Source organism: Streptomyces sp. NPDC033180 (assembly GCF_055577645.1).
Window position 1 is genome coordinate 525921 of sequence record NZ_JBVIPU010000001.1, and the last position, 11526, is coordinate 537446.

Genomic DNA, 11526 nt, shown 5'->3' on the forward strand with positions numbered 1-11526 from the left:
TTCCCGGCCGGGGCCGGTCTCTGCCGGTAGCAGAACCCGGTTCCCCCGGCGGGGCACGGCATGCAGAGTCGTCGGCATGAGACTTCTGATGCTGGGTGGTACGCAGTTCGTGGGGCGGGGCGTCGTCGAGGCGGCGCTCGCGCGTGGCTGGGAGGTGACCGTCTTCCATCGCGGGAGCCGTGAGGCACCCGCCGGTGCGGTTTCGCTGCTCGGTGACCGGACGGCGGAGGGCGGTCTCGACGCGCTCGCCTCCTACGACGGCGAGTGGGACGTCGTCGTCGACACCTGGTCGGGGGCGCCGCGTGCCGTGCGGGAGACGGCGCGGCTGCTCGCGGGGCGGGCCGGGCGCTATGTGTACGTGTCGAGCGGGTCCGTGTACCGGTATCCCGGCGAGGCGGGCTCGGACGAGAGCTTCCCCCTGGTCGAGGGAGATCCCGACGCGGATTCGGTGGCGTACGCGGAGGACAAGCGGGGCGGAGAGCTCGCGGCGGTCGCGGAGTTCGGGGCCGAGCGTACGGTCCTCGCCCGTGCGGGTCTCATCCTCGGCCCGTACGAGAACGTCGGGCGGCTGCCGTGGTGGCTGAACCGGGTCGCGCGGGGTGGGCCCGTACTGGCCCCGGGGCCGAAGGAGTTGGACCTTCAGTACATCGACGTGCGGGACCTCGCGGAGTGGGTCATCGACGCCGCCCTCGCGGGTCTCCACGGCCCGTACAACATCGTCTCCCCCATCGCGCACACCACGATGGGGGAGTTCCTTGAGGCATGCGTGGCGGTGGCGGGCGCGGCCGACGCGGAGCTGCGGTGGACCGACCCCTCGGTGATCGCCGAGCACGGCATCGAACCGTGGTCGCAGCTCCCGGTGTGGCTCCCGCCGGGCGAACTGCACGACACGATGCACCGCACGTCGACGGAGAAGGCGGTGGCCGCGGGTCTCCGGGCGCGGCCCGTGGCGGAGACGGTCGCCGACACCTGGGCCTGGATCCAGTCACTCGGCGGAGCGGCCCCCGAGCGGCCCGAGCGGGGGGCGAAGGGGTTGGACCCCGAGGTGGAGGCGAAGGTGGTGGGGGCCTGACGGCCCTCGCTCCCCGTACAAGATGTCCTCAAACGCCGGACGGGCTGGATGTCCAGCCCGTCCGGCGTTTGAGGGCGAACTCGGCGAAGCCGGTGATCAACGGCGCCCGGAAGCCACTGGCACCGGACCCGCAACCGCCGCCGCAGGCCCCTCGTGCGAGATCTCCGGCAGCCAAGAGAGATACCGCGGCGTACGCCAGTTCCGCTCGCCCAGGAGCGTCATCAGGGACGGCAGCAGCACCATCCGTACGACCGTCGCGTCCAGCAGGACCGCCACGCCGAGGCCCACGCCCATCTGCTGCATGTCCTGCATGGACAGGGTGCCGAAGACAGCGAAGACCGCCACCATGATCACGGCCGCGCCGGTCACCGCGCCCGCGGTCCGCGTGATGCCCTCGCGGATCGCCGCGCGGTTGTCCAGGCCACGCTCCCGCGCCTCACTGATCCGCGAGACCACGAACACGTGGTAGTCCATCGACAGGCCGAAGAGGACCACGAGGACGAACAGCGGCATCCAGTTCTCGATCGCTCCCACCTGCTCGGAGCCGATCAGTTCCGCGCCCCAGCCGTGCTGGAAGACCGCGGTCATCACGCCGTAAGCGGCGCCCACCGAGAGGAGGTTGAGGGCGATGGACGTCACGGCGATGACCACCGAGCGGAAGCTGAAGAGCATCAGCAGGAACGTCACCGCCGCGATGAAGGCGAACACCGGCACGATGCCCTTGCTGAGCTGGTCGCTGAAGTCCTCGGACGACGCGAGGTCTCCGCCGACGTACGCGTCCGCGTCCAGGCCGTCGAAGGCCGCGGGCACCACGTCGTCCCTGAGCTCGCCGAGCGCCTTCTTCGACTCGGCGTCACTGCCGTCCCCGGGCAGCGGTACGTCGATCTCGGCCACGCCCGCACCCTTGTGGACGGTGAGTTCGGCGCCCTTGCCCGCGTCCCGCACCACCGCGGCCAGCGCGTCGCGCATCTCCTTCGACTCGATGTCGTCCGCGTCGTCCGTCTTGACGACCACCTGGGCCGGCGCGGGGCCGCCCGGGAACTCGTGGGTGATCTCCCGGAACGACACCGACAGCGGGGCGTCCGAACCGAACTGCTTCTCCAGGCCCAGCTGTTCGGTCTTCATGCCGAGCGCGGGCGCCGCGAGTGCGAGGAGCAGGACGGCGGAGCCGACGGCGAAGAACTTCGGCCTGGCGAGCACGGGGCGAAGCAGCTTGCCCGCGATGCCGCCGCTGGCGTGCGCGCCCTTCTTGCCCTTGCGGTTCAGGAACGGGATGCGCCCCGCGTTGATCCGGTCGCCGAGCGCGGAGAGCAGCGCGGGAAGCACGGTCACCGAGCCCAGCATCGCCACGCACACCACCAGGATCGTGGCGACCGCGAAGCCCTTGAAGAGCAGCAGCCCGGACAGGAACATGCCCGCCATCGCGACCATCACCGTGAGGCCCGAGACAAGGACGGCCCGTCCGCTGGTGGCCGCCGCGATCCGCAGCGCGGTCTCGGCGTCGCGTCCCGCCGCCCGCTCGTCCCGTTCGCGCCGCAGGTAGAACAGGCAGTAGTCGACGCCGACCGCGAGCCCCATCAGGAACATCACCGAGTACGTCGTCTCGAAGAGGTGCAGCTGGTGGCTGGCGAGCGAGAGCAGGCCGAAGGCCGCCACGCACGCGGTCAGCGCGAGCCCGACCGGAAGGAGCGCCGCGACCACGGCGCCGAAGGCGACCAGGAGAATGCCGAGGGCCAGCGGCACCGCGGTGAACTCGGCCCTGGTGAGGTCGTCGGAGAGCAGGTCGCTGAGGTGCTTCTCGGAGCTCGCGTCACCGAACTGGTAGACGGAGATGCCCTTCCCCGCACCCTCGTCCTTCGCCTTCTGCACCGCGTCGAGCACCGGCTGAACGCGGTCGGCCGCGTCGTCGGACGCGCCCTTCATCTCGAATCGGAGCAGCGCGTCCTTGCCGTCCTCGGAGGGCAGCGGCGCCTGCATCTCGCGTGTCTCGCCGGTCGCGGTCAGCGCCTTGGAGAGGTCGCTCGCCGCGTCCCGCCAGCCGTCCGCCGACTTGGAACTGACCATGACCAGCTCGCCCGCGGGTTCCTCGACACCCGCGTCCTTGAGGATCGTCGCGGCCCGGCCCGAGTCGCCGACCTCCATTTCTTCGTCGGACGCGGTGACCATGCCCGAGGCCCCGCCGATGGTCGTGGCGAGCACGACGAACAGCAGCCAGCCGAGGATGGCCGTCTTGCGGTGGTGTGCGCTCCACACCCCGAGTCGAGCCGCGAGGTTTGGCCTCATGGCGCTTCGCCCCCATAAGTAAGCGTTGGATAAGCCGGTTGATGACGTGGACAACGCTAGAAATCCGGCGCCCGCCCACCCAGCCGCCGAAGCCCCCACTGTCCGAAGCACAGGGCGAGGTGCGGGGGTGTCGTCAGGTACACCCCCGGCTCGGGTGCCGAACCCAATGACCGGCGCCGATCCCAGCGGCGAGAATGTGTTCATGCCGCTGCAAGAGATGGGGAACAGAAAATGACGAGGGTCCGTGAATCCGTGATCGCGGGAGCCCGGGGGCTCTTCCTGTCGGTCATCATGCTCGCCGGTTCGATCACCCTCTTCGTGCTGTCGGTCCTGTCCATCGCCTTCATCACGCTGGGCATCGGCGTCTTCACGACCCCGGTGGTCCTGACCGGCGTACGCAAGTGGGCCGACCTGCGCCGCGCCCAGGCCGGCGCCTGGTCGGACGTACACATCCCGCGTCCCTACCGCCCCCTCCCCGCGGACCTGCGCGGTGGTGTCACCGGGCAGGTGGAGCGCACCTCGCTGATGCTGAAGGACCCGGCGACCTGGCGGGATCTGCAGTGGCTCCTCGTCGACATGACCGCCGGCTACGTGACGGTGATCTTCGCGCCCGCGCTGCTGCTCTACCCGCTGTACGGCTACGTCCTCGCGCTCGGCGTCTGGAAGCCGATCTACGACGCGGGCGGCGGCGAGTGGTACGGCTTCATCCACGTGACCTCGCAGAGCGACGCCAACATGGCGGCCCTGCTCGGCACCGCGCTCGGCGTCATCGGCATCTTCGCCAACCCCTCCATCGTGCGCGGCCACTTCCTCCTCGCCCGGACGCTGCTCGCGCCCACCGCCTCCATGCGGGAGCGTGAACTGACCCAGCGCGTCGACCGGTTGACCGAGACCCGGCACGACGCCGTGGACTCCTCCGCTGCCGAACTGCGCCGCATCGAGCGCGACCTGCACGACGGGGCGCAGGCCCGCCTGGTCGCGATGGGCATGGACCTCGGCACCATCGAGGCGATGATCGAGAAGGACCCGGCGAAGGCCAAGGAGATGATCGCCAAGGCCCGGCAGAACTCCGGCGAGGCGCTGACCGAGCTGCGTGACCTGGTCCGCGGCATCCACCCGCCGGTGCTCGCCGAACGCGGACTCGGCGACGCGGTGAAGGCCCTGGCACTGCGGCTTCCGGTGCAGACCGATGTGGACGTGGAGCTGTTCGGCCGGGCCGACGAACCGGTGGAGTCGGCGGCGTACTTCGCGGTGAGCGAGTCGCTGACCAACACCATCAAGCACGCGGGCGCGGACCGCGTCTGGGTGGACATCCACCACGCGGAGGGCATGCTGCGCATCGCGGTCACCGACAACGGCAAGGGCGGCGCGGCCATCGGGGCGGGGTCCGGGCTGAGCGGGATCGAACGCCGACTCGGTACATTCGACGGCGTACTGGCCGTCAGCAGTCCCGCGGGCGGCCCGACCATGGTGACCATGGAGATCCCTTGCGAGTTGTCCTAGCCGAAGATCTCTTCCTGCTGCGTGACGGCCTGGTCCGGATGCTGGAGGCATTCGACTTCGAGATCGCCGCCGCGGTCGAGACCGGGCCCGAACTCACCAAGGCCCTGGCCGAGTTGGAGCCGGACGTCGCCGTCGTGGACGTCCGGCTTCCGCCGTCCCACACGGACGAGGGACTCCAGTGCGCGCTGGCCGCGCGACGGGCGCGGCCGGGACTGCCCGTGCTCGTGCTCTCGCAGCACGTGGAGCAGCTGTACGCGCGCGAGCTGCTCGCCGACGGGAACGGCGGGGTCGGCTATCTCCTGAAGGACCGGGTCTTCGACGCCGACCAGTTCATCGACGCCGTACGCCGGGTCGCGGCGGGCGGCACCGCGATGGACCCGCAGGTGATCCAGCAGCTCCTGTCGCGGCGCTCGGCGGACCAGCCGCTCGGCAAGCTGACGCCGCGCGAGCGCGAGGTGCTCGAACTCATGGCGCAGGGAAGGTCCAACGCGGCGATCGCCGCGGAACTCGTCGTGACGGAGCGGGCGATCGCCAAGCACACGTCCAACATCTTCGGGAAACTGGACCTATCGGTCTCGGACGACGACAACCGGCGCGTTCTCGCCGTACTCGCCTATCTGGATCAGGGGCGCTGAGCGGAACTCCGAAGATCGTCGAAGAGACCGCCCTCGAGATCACCGGAAAGATCACCGGAGACATTGCCGGGGAATTCCGCGCGTGATTGAACGGGGCCGACTCCTGTTGCGTACGTAGTCTCATGGGACGCACACCACGACGCACATCACGAAAACGATCAAAACTCGCCGGGCGCGCGATCGCCGCCTCGGCGGCGCTAATCCTGGGCGGCGGCGGAATGGTCGCGGTGAATGTCTACGCGAACGCCGGGGAAAGCTCCGGTTCGCCGTCCGCCAGAACCCAGGCCGGCGAGCAGGGCGGCGGTCCGGGGGTGGGAATGGCCACCATCAGTTGCCCGGATGTCGGCACCCAGCTTTCGGACGTGCCGGACGGCGCCCGCGAGGACGTGGACCGGCGGCTCGCGGAGCTGGACACCCAGATCACCGCCGCGTACGAGAAGTTCGCCGACGCGCGGAACACCGAGCAGGCCGAGGCCGTGCTCGACCCCCTCGAGGAGCAGCGGCGGCCGACCATCGAGGGCATCGGCTCGTCGATCGACCAGGCCGGCGGACAGCCGCCCCAGGGGATCGACGGCATGGCGCCGTGCACCATGCGGGCCGATGACTCGGCCAGGCAGCAGCCCGGGCAGAACGGGGACGGCGGGCAGCAGCCTCCGCAGGACGGGGGCGACCAGCAGCAGCCGGGTGACGGCGGGGACCAGGAGCAGCCTCCGGGTGACGGCGGCGACCAGCAGCAGCCGCCTGGCCAGCAGAACGGCAACGGCCCCGAGGCCGGTGACTTCGTCGACATCAACTCCGTCCAGCCCAACGTCAACCGCCCCGACAAACAGCGCGGCGCCTCGCGCGGCAGCTTCACCACGGAATGCGGGACGAACGAGAACGGCAAGTTCAATCCGGACAATGTCATCGCGGCGCCCGGCGTGAGCAATGGCGCTCACCATATGCACGATTACGTCGGAAATCAGGCCACGGACGCTTTCTCCGGTGACGACGATCTCGCGAACGGCGACACCACGTGCCAGAACCAGGGGGACAAGTCCACCTATTACTGGCCGGTCCTGAGGCTGCAGAACGGAGAGGACGAGAACGACGCCGACGCGGACGGCGGCGGCAAGGACCAGAACGTCGGCCAGATCCAGACACCGTCGTCGGTCACGCTGAAATTCGCCGGGAACCCGACGGGCAAGGTCGTCGCGATGCCGCGCTTCCTGCGCATCATCACCGGTGACGCCAAGGCGCTGACCAACGGCGACGCGAACGCCAACGCGTCCTGGAGCTGCACCGGCTTCGAGGACCGGCAGCTGAAGGACAAGTACCCGATCTGCCCCGAGGGCAGCCAGGTCGTCCGGACGTTCAACTTCCAGAGCTGCTGGGACGGTCAGAACACCGACAGCGCCAACCACCGTACGCATGTGGCCTTCGCCGACGAGGAAACCGGCGCCTGTCCGCAGGGGTTCAGGGCCATTCCGCAGCTGGTCCAGCGCATCGTGTACGACGTGCCGCCGGGCCCGGGGTTCGCCGTCGACTCGTTCCCCGAGCAGCTGCACAAGCCCATCACCGACCACGGTGACTTCATCAACGTCTTCGACGAAGGGCTGATGAACCGCATGGCCAAGTGCATCAACAGCGGTCAGCGCTGCAACTGAGCCGAGCTGATCGACCCAGTACGCAACCCGCGACCAGAACGCCGGCTGACCCCCGTACCGCTGCGCGGTCAGCTCGTGTGGTGACCGGAGTGGCCCGAGTGCCCCGGGCTCTTGTCCTCGTGATCCCCACCACCGCTACTCCCCGAGTGGTGCGAGGACTTCTCCACCGTCCCACCGAGCCGGCCGCGCAGCCGCATGACCACTTTCTCGTCGCCGACCGCGATCCACTTCCTGCCGACGAGGTACGTACCGCCGTAATCGGTCGCCTCGTCGAACCATTCGGCCTGGCCACGGGCATTTGTAAAGGTTACTAGGACGTAGCGGCGGGCACCTTTGTCACAGGTGGCCTGCCGCAGTTCGGCCGCGTCCGTCTGGATGTCCGGCTTGCATCGCGCCTTGGCCGCCAGCTGCTCCAGGCTGCCGCTCGCCGTGTCCGGCGGCGCGTCGTCGCCGTCGGAGCCGCATCCCACCAACATCATCAGCAGTCCCACACCCACGCACACACCCCTGCCCGCCGGCCTGCGCCCGCGCATGCCCCTGCCTGCGCCCGCAAGCGGCTTTCGCGCTGTCTTCATCGTCCCACCAGTCCCTTCAGGCGAGGTGAACTCGCCATCTCCGTATGCACCGTTGAGCGCGGCACGCCGCGCGGATACCGTGCGCCGCACCATTCGACCCAGGGGGTACACATGACCGACCCGTCCCGACGTTCCGTGCTCGGCACCGCCGGGGCCATCGGCCTCGGTGCCGCCGTCGGCGGGGTGGCGGTTCCGTCCCACGCCGCCGAGGGGCCCGTCCAGGGCCCCGCCTTCGCCCTCGATACGGATTCCGCGCGCTCAGCACTCAACAGACTCCTGCCGCATCACGCGGAACAGTTCCGTCTCAGACTCGTCCCGGCGAAGGGCGGCGCGGACCGTTTCCGGGTTTCGGGCTCGACGGGGCGCGTCGATGTGTCCGGTACGACGCCCGCCGTGCTGCTCACCGGGGTCCACTGGTATCTGAAGTACGTCTGCGGGGCCCATGTCGCGTGGAACGGCAGCCAGTTGGATCTGCCGCGCAGGCTGCCCGCACCCTCGCGCCCGCTGGAGCGGTCCACCTCGCTTCCGCACCGGTTCGCCCTGAACGACACGAACGACGGGTACACCGCGCCGCACGCCGACTGGGCGTACTGGGAGCGGATGATCGACATTCTCGCCCTGCACGGCTGCAACGAGGTCCTGGTGATCGCGGGGGCGGAGGCCGTCTACCACCGGGTGCTCCAGGACTTCGGCTACAGCGACGCGGAGGCGCGTGCGTGGTTGCCCGCCCCCTCGCACCAGGCGTGGTGGCTGCTGCAGAACCTGTCCGGTTACGGAGGGCCGCTCTCGCCCGAAGTCATCGCCGACCGGGCGGAGTTGGGGCGCAAAATCATCAACCGGCTGCGATCGCTGGGGATGGCACCGGTACTCCCCGGCTACTACGGGCACGTGCCCGACGGGTTCGTGGCGCGCAACGGCGGGGACGCGCGGGTGGTGCCGCAGGGCACCTGGCACGGGTTCAAGCGGCCCGACTGGCTCGACCCGAGGACCTCGTCCTTCGCGAAGGTCGCCGCTTCCTTCTACCGGCACCAGGAGCAGCTCTTCGGGGCGGCGGACAACTTCAAGATGGACCTCCTGCACGAGGGCGGCACCGCGGGGGACGTCCCGGTGCCGGACGCGGCGCGCGGGGTGGAAGCCGCCCTGCGCAAGGCGCGGCCCGGTGCGACCTGGGTGATCCTCGGCTGGCAGGAGAATCCGCTGCCCGAGCTGCTCGACGCGATCGACCGGCGGCGGATGCTGATTGTGGACGGGGTCTCCGACCGGTACACGAGCGTCACCGACCGCGAGAAGGACTGGGGCGGCACGCCCTACGCGTTCGGGACCATCCCGAACTTCGGGGGCCGTACGACGATCGGCGCCCGCGCGCACATCTGGAACGAGAAGTTCTTCGCGTGGCGGGACAAGGGCGGCAGCGCGCTCTCGGGCACGGCGTTCATGCCGGAGGCGACGGACCGGGACCCGGCGGCGTTCGAGCTCTTCTCCGAACTCGCCTGGTCGGAGCAGAAGTTGAACCTGAAGTCATGGTTCGATGGCTATGCGACCTTCCGCTACGGCGGCCGTGACTCCGACGCGCGCGGCGCGTGGCGGGCGTTGCACGACACCGCCTATCGGCACACCGCCATCGAGCGGAGCGACCCGCACGACTCCCTTTTCGCGGCCCGCCCCGACCTGGCGGCCAACCGCGCCGCCGAGTACGCGCCGAGCGCCCTGACGTACGACCCGGGCCGCTTCGACGCGGCGTTCGCCGGGCTGCTCGGGGTGCGGGGGGCGCTGCGGGGCAGTGCCGCGTACCGGTACGACCTGGTGGACGTGGCCCGGCAGGCGCTGGCCCACCGGAGCAGACAGCTGCTGCCGCAGCTTCGGGCGGCGTACGGGCGGGGGGACGCGAGCACGTTCCGCGCGCTGTCGACACTGTGGCTGCGGCTGATGCGGCTCTCGGACGAGCTGACGGCGACCAACTCCGCCTTCCTGCTGGGCCCTTGGGTGGAGTCGGCGAGGCGGATGGGCACCAGTGAGGCCGAACGGGCGGAGTTCGAACGGACCGCCAAGGTGCTGATCACGGTGTGGGGCGACCGGGCGACGTCCGACGGCGGGAAGCTGCACGAGTACGGGAACCGTGAGTGGTCCGGCCTGGTGGCCGACTTCTACGTGCCCCGCTGGCAGAAGTGGCTCGACGAACTGGCCGACGCGTTGGCCGCGGGGCGTGAGCCGCGGGCGGTGGACTGGTTCGCGGTGGAGGAGCCGTGGACCCGGGAGCGCAAGGACTACCCCCTGCGGGGAATCGGCGACCCGTACCGAACGGCTTCACGGGTACGGGACGTGCTGGCCCGAGCGCCCTACCAGGGCTCCCTGGAGGTCGTCGCCGACCCGCCGTCGCTGCCGCCCGGCGGGCACGCACGTCTGGAGGCGGTCTTCCGCAACGTCAACGGGCTGCGGGCCACGGGCCGCGTCGACTTCCGGCTGACGGGGATCGACGCGGAGCCTTCCGGCCCGGTGTCGCTGCCCCGGGTCGCTCCCGCGGGCACGGGGAAGGTGGCGTGGCGTGCGAGCGCGCCGGGAACGCCACTGGACCGTCCGTTGCGGCCGCTTCCGTACGAGATCGCGGTGCGGTACGGCCCTGCGGGCGAGCGGAGGATCGAGACCGTCCACGAGGGGGTGCTGTTCGAGGCGGGCCCGGTGGGGGCGGGCTGGCGCCGCTACACCAACAACGCGGCGGTCTTCGGGGAGTTGGACAGCCGCTACGCGATCAACGGTGCGGGCGCGGACCTGTGGAAGGGCACGACGGAGTTCGGAACGCTGTACCGGGAGGGCGCGCTGCGGGACGGGGTCACGGTGACGGTCAGGGTCGATTCCCAGGCGGTGACGGGCCCTTGGGCCAGGGCGGGACTCGTCGCACGCAACGCGATGGGGGTGGCCGGGTCCCCGGGCTTCGTCAACTTGGCGGTCACTCCGGCGAACGGGGTGGTCCTGTCGTACGACACGAACGGCGACGGAACCCTGGACACGTACAAGCGCATCACGGGGATCAAGGCGCCGGTGCTGTTGCGCTTGGCGCGGGAGGGCGAGGCGATCACGGGTTCGTTCTCGACGGACGCCGGGGCCAACTGGCGGGTCGTGGCGAGCGTGCCGGTGCCGGGGGTTGCGGCGACGCAGGACGTGGGGCTGTTCATGAGCGCGACCAATGGGGGCGACGGGGGGCGGGGGACGGTGGAGTTCAGCGGGTGGGGGGTGTCCTGAGGGTTCCCTGCGGGTTCCCTGCGGGTTCCCTGCGGGGCTGGAGCGGGGTTCGGTGCGGGTCCGTCTTGGGGGCGGGTTCCCTGCGGGTTCCCTGCGGGGCTGGGGCGGGGTTCGGTGCGGGTCCGTCTTGGGGGCGGGTTCCCTGCGGGTTCCCTGCGGGGCTGGGGCGGGGTTCGGTGCGGGTCCGTCTTGAGGGCGGGTTCCCTGCGGGTTCCCTGCGGGGCTGGAGCGGGGTTCGGTGCGGGTCCGTCCTGGAGGCGGGGCCCCGTTTCCGGTGCCGGAGCGGGGCTGGCCTTCCGGGGGGGGCGGGGCCGCGCCGGTATGTCCGTCCTCGCTATCGTCCGGTGGCCGCGGGGGTGCTTCGGCTCCGGAGCGCCGGGAACCGTGCTCCGGGCAGACATACCGGCACGTCCCCTCGCGTCTCGCTGCCGACTGCGGGGCGTCGTGTGTTGCTGCGGGGTTGCTGCGTGTGTGGGTGCGGGGCCGCGCCGGTATGTCCGTCCTCGCTATCGTCCGGTGGCCGCGGGGGTGCTTCGGCTCCGGAGCGCCGGGAACCGTGCTCCGGGCAGACATAC

The 11526-nt window shown here is 70.6% G+C and carries 7 protein-coding genes; 5 read left to right on the plus strand and 2 right to left on the minus strand.

The genetic code is table 11. The annotated features are described in order from the left end of the window. Positions 1-76 precede the first annotated feature (76 nt). The gene (locus tag ACZ5WE_RS02475; protein ID WP_467690568.1) at positions 77-1072 is read left to right on the plus strand and encodes an NAD-dependent epimerase/dehydratase family protein; all 996 of its coding nucleotides are present in this window, start codon (positions 77-79) and stop codon (positions 1070-1072) included. Positions 1073-1168: 96 nt separating this feature from the next. On the opposite strand, the gene ACZ5WE_RS02480 is transcribed toward ACZ5WE_RS02475, so the two are convergent. Beyond that, positions 1169-3355 carry an MMPL family transporter gene (locus tag ACZ5WE_RS02480; protein ID WP_467690570.1) on the minus strand — a complete coding sequence of 729 codons (2187 nt, stop codon included), beginning with the start codon at positions 3353-3355 and terminating at the stop codon, positions 1169-1171. Between the two features lie 231 nt (positions 3356-3586). Between ACZ5WE_RS02480 and ACZ5WE_RS02485 the strand changes: the two genes are divergently transcribed. The 3 genes from ACZ5WE_RS02485 (at position 3587) to ACZ5WE_RS02495 (ending at position 7139) form a co-directional block, all read left to right on the plus strand. Continuing rightward, entirely contained in the window at positions 3587-4858 is a 1272-nt protein-coding gene (locus ACZ5WE_RS02485) for a sensor histidine kinase (RefSeq protein ID WP_467690572.1), read from the plus strand. Continuing rightward, positions 4843-5493, plus strand: a complete 651-nt coding sequence (locus tag ACZ5WE_RS02490) for a LuxR C-terminal-related transcriptional regulator (RefSeq protein WP_399386211.1) — start codon at positions 4843-4845, stop codon at positions 5491-5493. Before ACZ5WE_RS02485 ends, ACZ5WE_RS02490 begins: the two co-directional genes overlap by 16 nt. Positions 5494-5615: 122 nt before the next feature. Then, on the plus strand, positions 5616-7139 hold the full coding sequence (locus ACZ5WE_RS02495) for a DUF1996 domain-containing protein (RefSeq protein ID WP_467690574.1): 1524 nt from the start codon (positions 5616-5618) through the stop codon (positions 7137-7139). A 68-nt stretch (positions 7140-7207) separates the two neighbouring features. Here ACZ5WE_RS02495 and ACZ5WE_RS02500 read toward each other — a convergent pair whose 3' ends face one another. Next, entirely contained in the window at positions 7208-7672 is a 465-nt protein-coding gene (locus tag ACZ5WE_RS02500) for a hypothetical protein (protein WP_467690913.1), read from the minus strand. A gap of 153 nt (positions 7673-7825) precedes the next feature. Between ACZ5WE_RS02500 and ACZ5WE_RS02505 the strand changes: the two genes are divergently transcribed. After that, positions 7826-10951, plus strand: coding sequence for an alpha-N-acetylglucosaminidase (locus ACZ5WE_RS02505; RefSeq protein WP_467690576.1), 3126 nt, complete (start codon positions 7826-7828; stop codon positions 10949-10951). Positions 10952-11526: the final 575 nt, after the last annotated feature.

Bases quoted from the DNA above. Each gene is read 5' to 3' on its own strand.
- ACZ5WE_RS02475 (WP_467690568.1), top strand. From the start codon at position 77: ATGAGACTTCTGATGCTGGGTGGTACGCAGTTCGTGGGGCGGGGCGTC.
- ACZ5WE_RS02480 (WP_467690570.1), bottom strand. From the start codon at position 3,355: ATGAGGCCAAACCTCGCGGCTCGACTCGGGGTGTGGAGCGCACACCAC.
- ACZ5WE_RS02485 (WP_467690572.1), top strand. From the start codon at position 3,587: ATGACGAGGGTCCGTGAATCCGTGATCGCGGGAGCCCGGGGGCTCTTC.
- ACZ5WE_RS02495 (WP_467690574.1), top strand. From the start codon at position 5,616: ATGGGACGCACACCACGACGCACATCACGAAAACGATCAAAACTCGCC.
- ACZ5WE_RS02500 (WP_467690913.1), bottom strand. From the start codon at position 7,672: ATGCGCGGGCGCAGGCCGGCGGGCAGGGGTGTGTGCGTGGGTGTGGGA.
- ACZ5WE_RS02505 (WP_467690576.1), top strand. From the start codon at position 7,826: ATGACCGACCCGTCCCGACGTTCCGTGCTCGGCACCGCCGGGGCCATC.